This is a genomic window from Xanthomonas sp. LMG 8993 (assembly GCF_009835065.2).
Lineage (GTDB): Bacteria > Pseudomonadota > Gammaproteobacteria > Xanthomonadales > Xanthomonadaceae > Xanthomonas > Xanthomonas arboricola.
Genome location: NZ_QVIF02000002.1, coordinates 46,483 through 62,207, shown reverse-complemented (window position 1 = coordinate 62,207; position 15,725 = coordinate 46,483). Strand labels below are relative to the sequence as shown.

The window sequence follows — 15,725 nt, the reverse complement described above, 5'->3', positions numbered from 1 at the left end:
GTCCATCCCCGCTTTGCTCGGCCGGCCAGCCCCTGACGCTGCCGGCTGATCCTTTTCCCACTGCCAACCCCGCAAGGACTACTCCATGAGCAACGACACCCAACCGAAAATCGCGATCATCGGCTACGGCAGCCAGGGCCGCGCGCATGCGCTGAACCTGCGCGATTCCGGCTTCGACGTCACCGTCGGCCTGCGTGCCGGTGGCCCGACCGAATCCAAGGCTCAGGCCGACGGCTTCACCGTGGTGGCGCCGGCCGAGGCGGTCAAGAGTGCCGACCTGGTCGCGATCCTGACCCCGGACATGGTGCAGAAGAAGCTCTACGAAGAGGTCATCGCCCCGAACATGAAGCAAGGCGCCTGCCTGCTGTTTGCGCATGGCCTGAACGTGCATTTCGACATGATCACCCCGCGCGCCGATCTGGACGTGGTGCTGGTCGCGCCGAAGGGTCCGGGCGCGCTGGTGCGTCGCGAATATGAGATCGGCCGCGGCGTGCCGTGCATCTACGCGGTCTACCAGGACACCAGCGGCAAGGCCGAGCAGTTCGCGCTGACCTATGCCGGCGGCCTGGGCGGCGCGCGCGCCAACATCATCAAGACCACCTTCAAGGAAGAGACCGAAACCGATCTGTTCGGCGAGCAGGCCGTGCTGTGCGGCGGCGCCTCGTCGCTGGTGCAGGCCGGTTTCGAAGTGCTGGTGGAAGCCGGCTACCAGCCGGAGATCGCGTACTACGAAGTGCTGCACGAACTGAAGTTGATCGTGGACCTGTTTTACGAAGGCGGCATCACCCGCATGCTGGAATTCGTGTCCGAAACCGCGCAATACGGCGATTATGTCAGCGGCCCGCGCGTGATCGACGCCAGCACCAAGGCGCGCATGAAGGACGTGCTGACCGATATCCAGAACGGCACCTTCACCAAGAACTGGGTGGCCGAGTACGAAGCCGGCCTGCCGAACTACAACAAGTTCAAGCAGGCCGATCTGGAGCACCCGATCGAGGAAGTGGGCAAGAAGCTGCGCGCCAAGATGGTGTGGCTCAACGGTCAGCAGCAAGCCGCCGCCGCACCAGCGAATCAACAAGCGGCGTAATGGCGCCGCACCCCCACCGCTAACACCGAAGGTCCGCAACGCATGAACACCTCCGCACACAGCACGCCCCGCAACGGCGCGCGCTGGCTGACGCAGGCCCTGGAAGCCGAAGGCGTGGAAACGCTGTTCGGTTATCCGGGCGGCACCATCATGCCGTTCTACGACGCCCTGGTGGATTCCAGGCTCAAGCACATCCTGGTCCGTCACGAACAGGGCGCCGCCCTCGCTGCCAACGGCTACGCCCGTGCCAGCGGCCGGGTCGGCGTGTGCGTGGCCACCTCCGGCCCGGGCGCGTCCAATCTGGTCACCGGCATCGCCGATGCGATGCTCGATTCGGTCCCGATGGTGTGCCTGACCGGCCAGGTCGCCACGCCCCTACTGGGCACCGATGCGTTCCAGGAACTGGACGTGTTCGGCATGACCATGCCGATCGTCAAGCACAGTTTTCTGGTGCGGCGTGTGGAGGATCTTCCGGAGATGGTGCGCGAAGCGTTCCGCATTGCGCGCGAGGGACGCCCCGGGCCGGTGCTGATCGACCTGCCCAAGGACGTGCAGATCGCCGATGCCTCGCATCTGCCCGATCATGTGCCGGCGGCAGTGTTGCCGCCTCCGGCCCCGGAAGATGCGAAATTGGCCGAAGCGCTGGCGGCCATCGCCAGCGCCGAACGCCCGGTGGTGTACGGCGGTGGCGGCATCGCCCTGGCCGGTGCGGTGGAGGCATTTCGGCGCTTTGTCGAAGCCACCGGCATTCCCACCGCGCTGACCTTGCGCGGCCTGGGCGCGCTGCCGCATGCGCATCCGGATTATCTGGGCATGCTGGGCATGCACGGCACCCGCGCGGCCAATATGGCGATCCAGGAATGCGATCTGTTAGTGGTGGTCGGCGCACGCTTCGATGACCGTGCCACCGGCAAGTTGAGCGAGTTCGCACCATTCGCGCGCGTCATCCATCTGGATGCCGATGCGTATGAAATCTCCAAGCTGCGTACGGCCGACATCGCCGTGCCCGGCGATGTGGCGGTCAGCCTGAAAGCACTGAGCGCGGCACGTGGCAATTGCCAGGCATGGCGTACGCGCTGCTTTGCCAACCGCGAAAAATTCGGCGCGCGTTACGACGCGCCCGGCACCGATATCTACGCGCCGGCGCTGCTCAAGCGCCTGAGCGAAGTAGCCCCGGCCGACACCATCATCGCGTGCGATGTAGGTCAGCATCAGATGTGGGTGGCCCAGCATTGCCGCTTCAACGATCCGCGCAATCACCTCACCAGCGGCGCGCTCGGCACGATGGGCTTCGGCCTGCCGGCGGCGATGGGCGCGCAGTTCGCCTGCCCCGACCGCACCGTGGTGCTGGTCTCCGGCGACGGCAGTTTCATGATGAACGTGCAGGAGCTGGTGACGATCGCGCGCTGCAAGCTGCCGGTCAAAATCGTGTTGCTGGACAACAGCTCGCTGGGCATGGTGCGGCAGTGGCAGGAACTGTTCTTTGCCGAGCGTTACAGCGAAATCGATCTGTCCGACAACCCGGATTTTGCCGCCCTGGCGCAGGTCTTCGGCATCCCGGCCAAGCGCATCATCGCGCGCGGCGATGTCGATGCCGCGCTGGCCGAACTGCTGGCGCAACCCGGCCCCGGCCTGCTGCATGTGGCCATCGACGCGCGTGCCAACGTATGGCCGCTGGTGCCGCCCAACAACGCCAACAGCACCATGCTGGACAGCAATCCCGCACACGCGGCCAAGGAGACATCGCATGCGTTACCGGCTTGATCTGGTGCTGAAGCCGGCCGAAGGCGCATTGGTGCGCGTGCTCGGCATGACCGAGCGACGCGGCTTCCGCCCCTGCGCCATCCACGGCGCCAGCGCCCCGGACGATGCCGGCCGCTGGCATCTGCAACTGGACGTGGACAGCACCCGCCCGCCGGAGACGCTGCGCCTGCAGCTGGAGAAGGTGTACGACTGCGAGTCGGTGACGATCACCGCGCTGGACTCGGTCGAGGTCGCGGCGTGAACGCCCGGACCTCGCGCGAGCATGAAACTGCTGTCCGGAGGTGTCTTCTCCCGGATCGGCCGTGCGCGTGCCGCAATGCCTGATTCCGGCCGCCCCTCCCCGCAGGAGCCAGACGTAGGCGACGTGGCGGTCAGCGTGGCCGACGTTCTGGCCGCGCAGGCCCGTCTGCGCAAGTATCTGTCGCCCACGCCGCTGCATTACGCCGAGCGCTTCGGTGTGTGGTTGAAGCTGGAAAATCTGCAGCGCACCGGCTCGTACAAGGTGCGCGGTGCATTGAACGCCTTGCTGGCGGGGCTGGAACGCGGCGACGAGCGCCCGGTGATCTGCGCCTCGGCCGGCAATCATGCGCAAGGCGTAGCGTGGTCGGCGTACCGGCTGGGCGTGCAGGCCATCACGGTGATGCCCTACGGCGCGCCGCAGACCAAGATCGCCGGCGTCGCGCACTGGGGCGCCACCGTCCGCCAGCATGGCAACAGCTACGACGAGGCGTTTGCGTTCGCGCGCGAGCTGGCCGACCAGAACGGCTACCGTTTTCTGTCCGCCTTCGACGACCCGGATGTGATCGCCGGGCAAGGCACGGTCGGCATCGAGCTGGCCGCGCATGCGCCGGACGTGGTGATCGTGCCGATCGGCGGTGGCGGGCTGGCCTCCGGGGTGGCGCTGGCGCTGAAATCGCAAGGCGTGCGCATCGTCGGCGCGCAGGTGGAAGGTGTCGACTCGATGGCGCGCGCCGTACGTGGCGATCTGCGTGAAATCTCTCCCGTCCCCACCCTGGCCGACGGCGTGAAGGTCAAGATTCCCGGCTTTCTGACCCGCCGCCTGTGCGCGAGCCTGCTCGACGATGTGGTGATCGTGCGCGAGGCCGAATTGCGCGAAACGCTGGTGCGCCTGGCCCTGGAAGAACACGTCATCGCCGAGGGCGCTGGCGCGCTGGCCTTGGCCGCCGGTCGCCGCGTTTCAGGGAAACGCAAGTGTGCGGTGGTCTCTGGCGGTAATATCGACGCAACTGTTCTGGCCACACTCTTGTCCGAGGTGCGGCCGCGGCCGCCACGCAAGCCGCGTCGTCGCAACACCGAGCGACTTCGCAACGAACGCAGCGCCAAGTCACTTCCCGAAACACCCGTTCTTTCCCGCCCATCCGCAGTCGCTCCAACGCCTGTCACCGCCATCGCCGTAGAGGAGTCTTCCTGGTGAACACGACCGTATCCAACCAGACCCCGCGTATCCGAATTTTCGACACCACCCTGCGCGACGGCGAGCAATCCCCCGGCTGCAGCATGACGCCCCAGCAAAAGCTGGTAATGGCGCGCGCGCTGGACGAACTCGGCGTGGACATCATCGAAACCGGTTTCCCGGCCAGTTCGCATTCGGACCGCGAGGCCGTCGCGATGATCGGCCGCGAGCTGCGTCGCCCCACGCTGGCGGTGCTGTCGCGCTGCCTGCAGGCCGACATCGAAACCTCCGCACGTGCACTGGAGGCGGCCGCCAATCCGCGCCTGCATGTCTTCCTGTCCACCAGCCCGCTGCACCGCGAGCACAAGCTGCGCATGAGCCGCGAGCAGGTGTTGGAGTCGGTGCACAAGCATGTGACGCTGGCGCGCGGCTATATCGACGACATCGAGTTCTCCGCCGAAGACGCCACCCGCACCGAAGAAGATTTCCTGGCCGAGGTGGCGCGCGTAGCGATCGCCGCCGGTGCCACCACGATCAATCTGCCGGACACGGTGGGCTTTACCACGCCGGAAGAAATCCGCGGCATGTTTTCGCGCCTGATCGCCAGCGTGGAAGGTGCCGACACCGTGATCTTCAGCGCGCACTGCCACAACGATCTGGGCCTGGCGGTGGCCAACTCGCTGGCGGCGATCGAAGGCGGCGCACGGCAGGTCGAGTGCACCATCAACGGCATCGGCGAGCGTGCTGGCAACTGCGCGCTGGAAGAAATCACCATGGCACTGAAGGTGCGCGGTGCGTTCTACAACATCGACACCGACATCAACACCCCTCGCATCGTCTCCACCTCGCAGTTGCTGCAGCGCCTGGTCGGCATGCCGGTGCAGCGCAACAAGGCAGTGGTCGGCGGCAATGCGTTCGCGCACGAGTCGGGCATCCACCAGCACGGCATGCTGCGCCATCGCGGCACCTACGAAATCATGCGTCCGGAAGACGTGGGCTGGGAGTCCTCGCAGATGGTGCTGGGCCGCCACAGCGGCCGCGCGGCGGTGGAACAGCGCCTGCGTGCCTTGGGGTACCTGCTGGAGGAAGAAGAGGTCAAGCTGGTCTTCGAGCAGTTCAAGGCGTTGTGCGAAAAGCAGCGCGTGGTCACCGACGCGGATCTGCAGGCCTTGATGCAGGACGCCACCGTGCAGGAAGGCTATCGCCTGGCGTCGATGACCATCAGCGATGTCGGCAGCCGTGCCAATGCGCTGGTGGAATTGTCCGACCCGGAAGGCAATCGCGTGGCCGAAACCGCACAGGGCAATGGCCCGGTAGACGCGCTCTTCGGCGCGCTGGCGTCGGCCACCGGTGTGAAGCTGGAGCTGGACAGCTACCAGGTACACAGCGTGGGCATCGGCGCAGATGCGCGCGGCGAAGCCAGCCTGAGCGTGCGCCACGACGGTGTGGAATACGAGGGCACCGGCACCAGCAAGGACATCATCGAAGCCAGCGCCCTGGCGTGGCTGGATGTGGCCAACCGCCTGCTGCGTCAGCGCGAGCGCGGCGTGGTTGCCGGCAAGACGGCTGCGGTGGCGTAACACCGCTCATTCGCTGGACGATGCAAACCTGACGGCCGGCAGTGTGATCTGCTGGCCGTTCTGGTTTTGGTGTCCCAGCTTTCTTGCAAGGGCGTCGATTTGCTGCGGGCGCCTGTGCGCCTACCGTCACTGGATACGGCGCCGCGCCACCGATCTTGGGGGCGGCATCTGCGGGTTTTATACGAATGCATCGGGTTGCTGCAGACGCTTGCACGCGTACCGGTGTGGGACACGCCGCAAGTACGTCCATGTAGGCTCTGGCGCGGCATCCATGCCGCTCAAGGTCCCACGCCGGCACCCGCGCAAGCACCACCAATTGCTATCGGGTGCGGAAAGAAATGCAGAGCGCATGCCGGGCTGGAGGTCCTTCGGAGCGTCCATCCTGGCGACGTGAGCAGATAGATGGCTTGCTGATTACATCGGCCAGGAAGTCCGCAGGCATCAACACGTGCTTGACGCATTGCTTGCCGGTCAGCAGTAGCAATCTTGGGAGCGTGGTGCCGCGTCGGGGGGCGGGACCGTGTGGCGGCATGGATGCCGCCACCGAGCCTCCAGGGACGGATTGACGGCGCGTCCCGACATCGGATGCGGCGCCGCGCTACCGACCGACCCTGCATGCCGACCAGTCCTGCGCACGCCATCCGCAGGTTCATGCAGATGCTTCGGTTGAATGATGTGGTCACGGATGAGGCAGCCGCCAAACGAAAGTGGCTATCGTCAGAAGAACGATAGCCACCAGGACGGCCACCACGCATCAAGGAAGCGATCGCTGTTACAGCGCGGCCACCACTGCATCGCCCATTGCCACCGTGCCAACCTTGGTCGTGCCTTCCGACCAGATGTCGGCGGTGCGCAGGCCTTGGTCGAGCACCTTGCCGACCGCTTGCTCGATCGCATCAGCGGCAGCAGATTGCGCAAACGTATAGCGCAACATCATTGCCACCGACAGGATGGTGGCCAGCGGATTGGCGATGCCCTTGCCTGCAATGTCCGGCGCCGAGCCATGGCACGGCTCGTACATGCCCTTGCTGTTGGCATCCAGCGAGGCCGAGGGCAGCATGCCGATCGAGCCGGTGAGCATCGACGCCTGGTCGGACAGGATGTCGCCGAACATGTTGTCGGTCACGATCACGTCGAACTGCTTGGGCGCACGCACCAACTGCATCGCTGCATTGTCCACGTACATGTGCGACAGCGCGATGTCCGGATAGTCCTTGGCCACTTCTTCGACGACGGCACGCCATAGCTGGCTCGATGCCAGCACATTGGCCTTGTCCACCGAACACAGCTTCTTGCCGCGCAAACGTGCCATCTCGAAACCGGCCTTGGCGATGCGGCGGATCTCGCTTTCGCTGTATGGCAGCGTGTCGTAGGCCTGACACTCGCCGTTTTCCAGCGTGCGCGTGCCCCGCGGCTGACCGAAATAAATGCCGCCGGTGAGCTCGCGCAGGATCAGCAGATCCAGCCCGGACACCACCTCCGGCTTGAGCGTGGAGGCCTCCGCCAGCTGCGGATACAGCAGTGCCGGACGCAGATTGGCGAACAACCCAAGCTGCGAGCGGATCTTGAGTAGGCCCCGCTCCGGGCGCAACGATGGGTCGATGGTGTCCCATTGCGGCCCACCGACGGCGCCCAGCAGCACCGCGTCGGCAGCGCGGGCACGCTCCAGCGTTTCGTCGGCCAGCGGGCTGCCGTACTTGTCGTAGGCCGCGCCACCCAGTTCGTCGTACACCACGCTGAAACCCAAATCATGTTGCGCATCGATGCGCGTCAGCACCTTGACCGCTTCGGCCATGATCTCCGGGCCAATGCCGTCGCCAGGAAGAATCAGAATCTGCTTGCTCATGCAATCCTCGTCAGTTGGCGCCGCAGCGCCTTGGAAATCAACATCGCGCCACACACACCTGGCATGACCGGCTCATCGGTGACCGCCGGCGACCTTACTGCAGCGCGCCGAACAGCCACGGTTGACGCGCGCGATGGCCTTGCTCGAAGCGACCGATCGCATCGGCGTCCTGCAGGGTCAGGCCGATGTCGTCCAGGCCGTTGAGCAGGCAGTGCTTGCGGAATGCATCGATGTCGAAGCCGTATTCCACGCCATCGGGGCGGCGCACGCGCTGTGCGGCCAGATCCACAGTGAGTTGATAGCCCTCGGTGGCCAGGCATTGCTCGAACAGGGCGTCCACTTCCGCTTCGGCCAGCACGATCGGCAGCAGGCCGTTCTTGAAGCTGTTGTTGAAGAAGATGTCGGCAAAGCTGGGCGCGATCACGGTGCGGAAGCCGTATTCGTCCAGCGCCCAAGGCGCGTGCTCGCGCGAGGAACCGCAGCCGAAGTTCTCGCGTGCCAGCAGCACGCTGGCGCCCTGATAGCGCGGGAAATTGAGCACGAACTCCGGATTGAGCGGGCGCTGGCTGTTGTCACGGCCGGGCTCGCCGATGTCCAGATACCGCCATTCGTCGAACAGGTTCGGCCCGAAGCCGGTGCGCTTGATCGACTTGAGGAATTGCTTGGGAATGATCTGGTCGGTATCGACATTGGCGCGATCCAGCGGCGCCACCAGTCCGGTGTGTTGGGTGAAAGGGGTCATTGAGAGAGGCCGGGATTGAGGATTGGGGATTGGGGATTCGAAAAGGCTGGGGATGGCGGAGCGCTTTTTACGAATCCCGAATCCCTATTCCCGAATCTCCAAGGTCACGCACATCAACAAAATGCCCGCTGACCGCCGCCGCTGCGGCCATCGCCGGGCTGACCAGATGGGTGCGGCCGCCGGCGCCCTGGCGGCCTTCGAAATTGCGGTTGGAGGTGGAGGCGCAGTGTTCGCCGCTGCCCAGCTTGTCCGGGTTCATCGCCAGACACATCGAGCAACCCGGCTCGCGCCATTCGAAACCGGCGTCCAGAAATACCTTGTCCAGGCCTTCGGCCTCGGCCTGCGCCTTGACCAGGCCCGAGCCGGGGACCACCAACGCCTGCTTGATCGTGGAGGCGACCTTGCGGCCCTTCGCAACCGCAGCGGCCGCACGCAGGTCTTCGATGCGCGAGTTGGTGCACGAGCCGATGAACACCCGGTCCAGGCGGATCTCGGTGATCGGCTGGTTTGCGCGCAAGCCCATGTACTTCAGCGCGCGCTCGATCGAATCGCGCCGGGTCGGATCCTGTTCGGTTGCCGGGTCGGGCACCAGCTGATCCACCGCCAGCACCATTTCCGGCGAGGTGCCCCAGCTGACCTGCGGCTTGATGTCTTCGGCGCGCAGCTCCACCACCGTGTCGAAGTGCGCGTCGGCATCGGAGACCAGCGTGCGCCACAGCGCGACGGCCGCCTCCCAGTCGGCGCCCTTGGGCGCGAACGGGCGACCTTGCACGTAGGCAATCGTCTTTTCGTCCACCGCCACCATGCCCACGCGCGCACCGGCTTCGATGGACATGTTGCAAATGGTCATGCGGCCTTCCATCGACAGGTCGCGGATCGCGCTGCCGGCAAATTCCAGTGCATGGCCGTTGCCGCCAGCGGTGCCGATCCTGCCGATCACCGCCAGCACGATGTCCTTGGCGGTCACGCCGAACGGCAGCGTGCCTTCCACGCGCACCTGCATGTTCTTCATCTTCTTGGCGATCAGGCATTGCGTGGCCAGCACATGCTCGACCTCGGAGGTGCCGATGCCGTGCGCCAGCGCGCCGAACGCGCCATGCGTGGAGGTGTGCGAATCGCCGCAGACCACGGTCATGCCCGGCAGGGTGGCGCCCTGCTCCGGGCCGACCACATGCACGATGCCCTGGCGTGCATCGTTCATCTTGAACTCGAGGATGCCGAAGTCGTCGCAGTTCTCGTCCAGCGTCTGCACCTGCAGGCGCGAGACTTCGTCGGAGATCGACTCCAGCCCGCCCTGGCGCTCGGCACGCGTGGTCGGCACGTTGTGGTCGGGCGTGGCGATGTTGGCGTCGATGCGCCACGGCTTGCGCCCGGCCAGGCGCAGGCCTTCGAACGCCTGCGGCGAGGTCACTTCATGCAGGATGTGGCGGTCGATGTAGATCAGCGACGAACCATCGTCGCGGCGCGTGACCTCGTGCAGGTCCCACAGCTTGTCGTACAGCGTCTTGGCAGTCATTGCGGCGATCCGGTTGGCGGATGGTGGGAGCACCCACCTGGCTGCGTTCGATGCTAGGAGCTTGCCTTGGATAACGCAAATTCATATTGTTTATTCAACAAATGAAATTTGGGAATGGCAATGGATCTGGCAAGCCTCAGCGCCTTCGTGGCGATCGCCGAGAGCGGCAGCTTTTCTGCAGCCGGCGAGGCCTTGCATCTCACCCAGCCGGCGGTGAGCAAACGGATCGCCTTGCTGGAAGCGCAACTGTCGGCGCGGCTGTTCGACCGCCTTGGCCGCCAGGTGGTGCTGACCGAGGCCGGCCAGGCCCTGCTGCCGCGTGCGCAACGCATCCTGGCCGAGCTGCAGGACACCCGCCGCGTACTGGAGCATCTTGGCGCGGCGATCGGCGGGCGCCTGAGCCTGGCCACCAGCCATCATGTCGGCCTGCACCGCCTGCCCGCCCTGCTGCGCGGCTTCGCTGCGCAACACCCGCAGGCCGCGCTGGACATCCAGTTTCTGGACTCGGAACTGGCCTATGCCGCGGTGCTGCGCGGCGAGGTGGAGCTGGCGGTCACCACGCTGGCACCGGATACGCGTGCGCCGCTACGCGCGCAACCGATCTGGCATGACCGCCTGCAGTTCGTGGTGGCGCCGGATCACCCGCTGGCCGCATTGCGCGCGGTGTCGCTGGAAGATGTGGTGGCGCATCCGGCGGTGCTGCCGGACCCGGGCACGTTCACCCATCGCATCGTCGCCGGCCTGTTCGCCGAGCGCGCCCTGGTGCCGAGCCTGCGTATGACCACCAATTATCTGGAGACGATCAAGATGCTGGTGTCGGTGGGCCTTGCGTGGAGCGTGTTGCCGGAGCGCATGATCGACCATCAGATCGTGGCGCTGCCGCTGCCCGACGTGGCGCTGTCGCGCGAGCTGGGCTGCGTGACCCATGGCGGGCGCACCCTGTCGCGCGCCGCGCAGGCATTTGTCGCGTTGCTGCATGCGCAGGCGGACCAGTTGCAGACATGAGCGCGGCAGCTCCACGCAGCCGGCACACAGCAGCCTTATTGATCCACCAGCCGATCGCGCCCCAGCCGCTTGGCGTGGTACAGACGGCGGTCTGCCAGCGCCAGCAATTCGCGCCGGCTCGGTGCCTCATCGCTCATCGCCATGCCCATGCTGGCGGTGCAGCGCACCGTCGTGCCCTGCGTCTGGACAGCGATCGCGGCGAGCCGCTGGCGCATGCGCTCGAACAAGGCGCGCGCCTGTGCCGCGTCCACACCCACTGCCGCGAGCAGAAACTCTTCGCCACCGTGGCGCGCGGCAAAGCACTGCGCCCGATCCTGTTCACTGAGCGCTTCGCCGATCGCGGACAGCACCGCGTCACCGACCTCGTGGCCGTATTCGTCGTTGATGTGCTTGAAGTGGTCGATATCCATCAGCACCAACGCCAACGGGGCGCCACCGGCGTGCGCATCGTCGAACCATTGCTGCAGGACCCGCTCGGCCTCGCGCCGATTCGGCAGGTCGGTCAGCACGTCATGGCTGGCGCGGTATTCGAGCTGGCGCATCAGCGCTTCGCGCTCCTGGCTGGCCTGCTGCAGCGCGAGGTTCTTGTCGCTCAGCTCGCGTGTGCGTGCGTCGATCACCGTATTGAGCTGGCGCTGCCGGCGGCGATAACTGGCGGTACGCCACAGATAAAACCCGTAGATCAGGCTGCCCAGCCCGAGGATGCCCAGGGCGATCACTTCGCCACGCCGCCACCACGGCGGCGCCAGCGCGATCACTAGGCTGGATTCGCCCAACAGCGCGGTCTGTCGCCAGTCCACCGGCAGCGACATCGCCTGGACACGGAAGCGGAAGCGCCCCGGCGGCAGATTGGTGTAGACCGCCTCGCTGGCGCTGTCGGCGTCCACCCAGTCCGGGTCGAAGCCCTCCAGCCGGTAGCGGTAGCGCACCTTGTCCGGGCCACGGAAATTCAACCCGGCATAGCCGATGGCGATGCGCCGGGTCTCCGCACCGAAGCGATGCAGGCCAGTGAGCGGCTGCACCATGCCGTCGACCAGCAGGCGCTCGAACACGATCGGCACGCGATGGCCTTGCAAGGTGCCCACGCGCGCCGGATCGATCACGCCCAGGCCCGCAGCGGTGGGGAACAGCAGCTGCCCGGACTGCGTCATCCAGCCGGCCGGCGCGCTGCTGCCGTTGCCTTGATTGCCGGGCATGCCGTCGCTGCGATCCACCACCTCCACGCTCAACTGCTCGCGCGTCCCGGCATCGAGCTGGTCGAAGTCGCTGCGCGCGATGCGGAACACGCCATGGTTGCTCGACAACCAGAAATAACCGCGGCCGTCATCGATCACCCGGAACACCTTGTCGCGCGGCAGCCCGACCCGGTGGTCGTAGACGCGAAAGGTCTCACCACTCAGCCGCAGCAGGCCACGATCGCTGGCGATCCACAGGTCGCCCTTGGCATCGCGCAGGAAGTCGAAGGCGTTCTGTCCGGGAAAATCCTGCTCGCCCAGCCATGCGCGCGTGCTGCCGTTTGCCGACAGCGCGGTCATGCCGCGATCGGTGCCGATCCACACGGTGCCCAGCGTGTCGCGATACAGCACCTGCACCGAGCCATCGGGTACGCCGTCGGCGGCGGTGTAGCGGCGTGCCTTGCCATCGCGCCAGCGCACCAGCCCGGCCGTGGTGCCGATCCATAGCGTCTGGCCATCCGGCAACACCGCGCGCACCGACAGCGACGGCAGGCCGTCGGCCGCACCGATGCGCGCCACCACGCGACCTTGCGCATCCAGCCGCACCACACCCTGGCTGTAGGTGCCGGCCCAGACGCCGCCATCGCCGGCGTCGGCCAGGGCCAGCACCGACTGCTCCAGCACGCGTCCGCCCTGGTTCGGCACCACCGACACGCGACTGATCTGACGATTGCGCCAGCGGTCCAGGCCCACCGCGCTGCCCACCCACACGGTGCCGTCGCCGGTCTGCAACACCGTGCGCACATAGTCCGAGGCCAGCCCGTCCTCGTGGGTGACGCCGTGCGCGGCGCCCTCGGCAATGCGGAACAGGCCGTGCGTGCTGCCGACCCAGATCAGGCCCTCGGCGTCTTCCAGCAGCGCCGGGCTGGCCACTCCTGAAATGGCGATCTGTTCGTCGGGCGCATTCGCACCGCTGTGGACCACCAGCGTGCCCGAGGGCAGGCTCATCCACAGATGTCCGCGCCGGTCCAGCAGCAATGCATCCACGCGCTGGCCCTGGCGGAACCGCTGCAGGCCGCCGCCGCGGCTCCACCACCACACGCCGTCGTCGCCTGCAACGAGCAGGCCGCCCTGACGATCGCCGGCCAGCCGCCGCACCGGTGCGGCGCGCATCCCATGTGCCTTGCCCCAGGCCTCGGCTGCGCTGCCGTCGCGGGGCAGACGATAGAGCCCGACTTCGGTACCCACCCATAAATCGCCACTGCCCTCGGCCGCCAGCGCGGTGATGCGCGCGCGCGGCAGGCCGGCCTGGCGACCGACGTCCACCACCCGCCCATCCGGCTCGATGCGGTACAGCGTCTGCGGCGTGCCGACCCACAGCGCGCCGTCGGCGCGTCGCAGCAGCGCACTGACCGCCAGGTGCCGCGCCGAAGCGTCGCCCAGTTGCTGCCAGTGGCCGTCCTGGTAGTGATAGACGCCATCGAACGCGGTGCCGAACAGCATTCCGCCGGTGCTGTCGCGTATCACCACGAACACGCCCCCCAGCTCGACGCCCGGTGTGTTCTGGCGGTCATACACGGTGAAGTCGCGGCCGTTGAAGCGCGCCACGCCTTCCCAGGTGCCCAGCCAGATCAGGCCGTCGGCGCCCTGCGCCACCGCATGCACCAGATTGTGCGGCAGGCCGTCGTCCATGCTCCAGCGCGTGACGGTGTGATACGCGGTATGGGTCGGCGGCTGGGCGCCGGCCGGCCACACGCCGAGCAGGATGCAGGCCAGCAATGCCCATCGCCACAGCAGCCCGGTCCGCCGCACGCATGTGCTGCGGACGCAGCCTGTATGCGCATGCGCCCCGACCCTGTCCACGCTCTCCCATCCCCTCGTCGTGCCGGCAAAAGAGGCTGCCGACATGCGCCGACAGACCGTTAGTCAATCTATCACCGGGGGTTTTTCGGCGCCCTAGGTGGATTCCCCACAAGGATGGGACGCACCATGACACCGGGAGGCATTCAGTTGAAACAATTATTGGCCATCACCAAGCGGGGGCGCAGCTAACGCGGGGGCGCGATCTTTCCTGAGTGCTTCAAGGCGCAGCGCGGGCGGCGAGTATAAATATAGAACCCGATGGTCTAGTATTGGCGGCATGTCCAGCTCGCCCCCCCTCAAGTCCAAGGCCAAGAGCAACGGCCCTGGACGGCCCAAGGATCTTGGGAAACGCGCCGCCATCCTGGGCGCTGCCCGCACCATGTTCATGGAGCAGGGGTATGCCGGTGTCAGCATGGATGGCATCGCCGCGCAGGCGGGCGTGTCCAAGCTCACCGTCTACAGTCATTTTGGCGACAAGGAGAGCCTGTTTTCCGAGGCGATCCGTGCGCAATGCCAGCACATGATGCCGGACGACCTGTTCGACCACGCCCCCGAGGGCGCGTTGCGCGATCAGCTGATCGAAATCGCCGACGCATTTTTCGCCATGGTCAGCACCGACTCGGCCATCGCCACCCACCGCATGATGATGGCGCCCGGCACCGGCGACGTACATGTGCGTGAGATGTTCTGGGACGCCGGCCCCAAGCGAACCCAGCAGGCGCTGGCGGATTTCCTGTCCGCGCGCGTGGCCGATGGCCAGCTGAAGATCGACGACGTGGCGCGTGCGGCCTCGCAGTTCTTCTGCCTGCTCAAGGGCGAGCTGTATGCGCTGATGATGTGCGGCCTGCATGGCCAGCCCACCCGCGCGCAGGTGGACGAGCACCTGCAGGCCAGCGTGGATTTTTTCCTGAGGGCGTATGCGCCGCGCTGACCGCCCCCGGCCTTTGGTGGCGATGACTTCCGGCACTGCGCCGTTTGGCGGCGCGCAGCGATGCTAGATGCGCCAGTTGCCCCGTGCACCGGTAAAATGCCTGCCCCACCGCGTTGGATAACCGCACCATGACGATCGATTTCTCCCAGGCCCGCGAAAAGATGGTCGAACAGCAGATCCGGCCGTGGGACGTGCTGGACCTGCGCGTGCTCGAGGTGCTGGCGCGCCTGCCACGCGAAGCCTTCGTGCCCGAGGCCTACAAGACCCTGGCCTATGTCGATGTGGAAATCCCGCTGTCGGCCGGCCACAAGATGATGAAGCCGGTAGTGGAAGGCCGCATGTTGCAGGCGCTGGATCTGCAGCCGGGCGAAGACGTGCTGGAAATCGGCACCGGCAGCGGGTTTTCCACTGCCTGCCTGGCCGCGCTGGCCCGCGAAGTGCTGAGCCTGGAGATCGACCCGGCACTGGCCGCCGCTGCACGCGCCAATCTGGATAGCAGCGGCCTGGGCAGCAATGTGCGGATCGAGACCGCCGACGTGTTCGGCTGGCAGAGCGAGCGTCGCTTCGATGCCATCTGCGTGACCGGCGCGGTCGAGTCGCTGCCGACGCAGTGGCTGCAGTGGCTGCGCCCGAACGGCCGGCTGTTCGTGGTGCGCGGTCACGATCCAGTGATGGAAGCGGTCCTGGTCCGTGGCGACGTCAACGCGCCGCGCATCGAATCGTTGTTCGAAACCGACCTCGCCTATCTCCAGGGCGCCGCACCGACGCCCCGATTCCAATTCTGATTCCCAAGGAAGCTTCC

Annotated in this window: 12 protein-coding genes; 8 read left to right on the top strand and 4 right to left on the bottom strand. The window is 66.4% G+C overall.

Going from position 1 to position 15,725, the window contains the following annotated elements; translation table 11 throughout:
- The first annotated feature begins 85 nt into the window (after window positions 1–85).
- From ilvC to DYQ94_RS03495, 5 genes are all read left to right on the top strand, one after another.
- Window positions 86–1,087: a ketol-acid reductoisomerase gene (gene ilvC / locus DYQ94_RS03515; RefSeq protein ID WP_039519112.1), complete on the top strand. Its 1,002-nt coding sequence runs from the start codon at window positions 86–88 to the stop codon at window positions 1,085–1,087.
- Between the two features lie 42 nt (window positions 1,088–1,129).
- On the top strand, window positions 1,130–2,851 hold the full coding sequence (gene ilvG / locus DYQ94_RS03510) for an acetolactate synthase 2 catalytic subunit (RefSeq protein ID WP_016902671.1): 1,722 nt from the start codon (window positions 1,130–1,132) through the stop codon (window positions 2,849–2,851).
- Window positions 2,835–3,092: an ACT domain-containing protein gene (locus DYQ94_RS03505; RefSeq protein ID WP_054591287.1), complete on the top strand. Its 258-nt coding sequence runs from the start codon at window positions 2,835–2,837 to the stop codon at window positions 3,090–3,092. The genes ilvG and DYQ94_RS03505 overlap by 17 nt, the downstream gene beginning before the upstream one ends.
- Window positions 3,093–3,215: 123 nt before the next feature.
- Window positions 3,216–4,286: a threonine dehydratase gene (locus tag DYQ94_RS03500; protein WP_425519426.1), complete on the top strand. Its 1,071-nt coding sequence runs from the start codon at window positions 3,216–3,218 to the stop codon at window positions 4,284–4,286.
- A complete protein-coding gene (locus tag DYQ94_RS03495) occupies window positions 4,283–5,845 on the top strand; it encodes a 2-isopropylmalate synthase (RefSeq protein WP_024940104.1) in 1,563 nt (520 codons plus the stop codon). The genes DYQ94_RS03500 and DYQ94_RS03495 overlap by 4 nt, the downstream gene beginning before the upstream one ends.
- 772 nt (window positions 5,846–6,617) lie before the next feature.
- On the opposite strand, the gene leuB is transcribed toward DYQ94_RS03495, so the two are convergent.
- The 3 genes from leuB to leuC form a co-directional block, all read right to left on the bottom strand.
- The gene (leuB, locus tag DYQ94_RS03490) at window positions 6,618–7,691 is read right to left on the bottom strand and encodes a 3-isopropylmalate dehydrogenase (RefSeq protein ID WP_126966881.1); all 1,074 of its coding nucleotides are present in this window, start codon (window positions 7,689–7,691) and stop codon (window positions 6,618–6,620) included.
- A 94-nt stretch (window positions 7,692–7,785) separates the two neighbouring features.
- Window positions 7,786–8,433, bottom strand: a complete 648-nt coding sequence (gene leuD, locus DYQ94_RS03485; RefSeq protein WP_046344204.1) for a 3-isopropylmalate dehydratase small subunit — start codon at window positions 8,431–8,433, stop codon at window positions 7,786–7,788.
- Between the two features lie 67 nt (window positions 8,434–8,500).
- Window positions 8,501–9,949, bottom strand: coding sequence for a 3-isopropylmalate dehydratase large subunit (leuC, locus tag DYQ94_RS03480; protein WP_126966882.1), 1,449 nt, complete (start codon window positions 9,947–9,949; stop codon window positions 8,501–8,503).
- A 120-nt stretch (window positions 9,950–10,069) separates the two neighbouring features.
- Between leuC and DYQ94_RS03475 the strand changes: the two genes are divergently transcribed.
- Complete coding sequence (locus DYQ94_RS03475) at window positions 10,070–10,954, top strand: LysR family transcriptional regulator (protein WP_126966883.1); 885 nt, start codon at window positions 10,070–10,072, stop codon at window positions 10,952–10,954.
- 35 nt (window positions 10,955–10,989) lie between these two features.
- Here DYQ94_RS03475 and DYQ94_RS03470 read toward each other — a convergent pair whose 3' ends face one another.
- Window positions 10,990–14,037: a diguanylate cyclase gene (locus DYQ94_RS03470; protein WP_237474988.1), complete on the bottom strand. Its 3,048-nt coding sequence runs from the start codon at window positions 14,035–14,037 to the stop codon at window positions 10,990–10,992.
- 232 nt (window positions 14,038–14,269) lie between these two features.
- On the opposite strand from DYQ94_RS03470, the gene DYQ94_RS03465 reads away from it, so the two are divergent.
- Together DYQ94_RS03465 and DYQ94_RS03460 are read left to right on the top strand one after the other, a co-directional pair.
- A complete protein-coding gene (locus DYQ94_RS03465) occupies window positions 14,270–14,923 on the top strand; it encodes a TetR/AcrR family transcriptional regulator (protein ID WP_065032828.1) in 654 nt (217 codons plus the stop codon).
- A gap of 128 nt (window positions 14,924–15,051) precedes the next feature.
- Window positions 15,052–15,708: a protein-L-isoaspartate O-methyltransferase family protein gene (locus DYQ94_RS03460; RefSeq protein WP_024938983.1), complete on the top strand. Its 657-nt coding sequence runs from the start codon at window positions 15,052–15,054 to the stop codon at window positions 15,706–15,708.
- The last annotated feature ends 17 nt before the right edge of the window (window positions 15,709–15,725 follow it).

Bases quoted from the DNA above. Each gene is read 5' to 3' on its own strand.
- ilvC (WP_039519112.1), top strand. From the start codon at position 86: ATGAGCAACGACACCCAACCGAAAATCGCGATCATCGGCTACGGCAGC.
- ilvG (WP_016902671.1), top strand. From the start codon at position 1,130: ATGAACACCTCCGCACACAGCACGCCCCGCAACGGCGCGCGCTGGCTG.
- DYQ94_RS03505 (WP_054591287.1), top strand. From the start codon at position 2,835: ATGCGTTACCGGCTTGATCTGGTGCTGAAGCCGGCCGAAGGCGCATTG.
- leuB (WP_126966881.1), bottom strand. From the start codon at position 7,691: ATGAGCAAGCAGATTCTGATTCTTCCTGGCGACGGCATTGGCCCGGAG.
- leuD (WP_046344204.1), bottom strand. From the start codon at position 8,433: ATGACCCCTTTCACCCAACACACCGGACTGGTGGCGCCGCTGGATCGC.
- leuC (WP_126966882.1), bottom strand. From the start codon at position 9,949: ATGACTGCCAAGACGCTGTACGACAAGCTGTGGGACCTGCACGAGGTC.
- DYQ94_RS03475 (WP_126966883.1), top strand. From the start codon at position 10,070: ATGGATCTGGCAAGCCTCAGCGCCTTCGTGGCGATCGCCGAGAGCGGC.
- DYQ94_RS03470 (WP_237474988.1), bottom strand. From the start codon at position 14,037: ATGTCGGCAGCCTCTTTTGCCGGCACGACGAGGGGATGGGAGAGCGTG.
- DYQ94_RS03465 (WP_065032828.1), top strand. From the start codon at position 14,270: ATGTCCAGCTCGCCCCCCCTCAAGTCCAAGGCCAAGAGCAACGGCCCT.
- DYQ94_RS03460 (WP_024938983.1), top strand. From the start codon at position 15,052: ATGACGATCGATTTCTCCCAGGCCCGCGAAAAGATGGTCGAACAGCAG.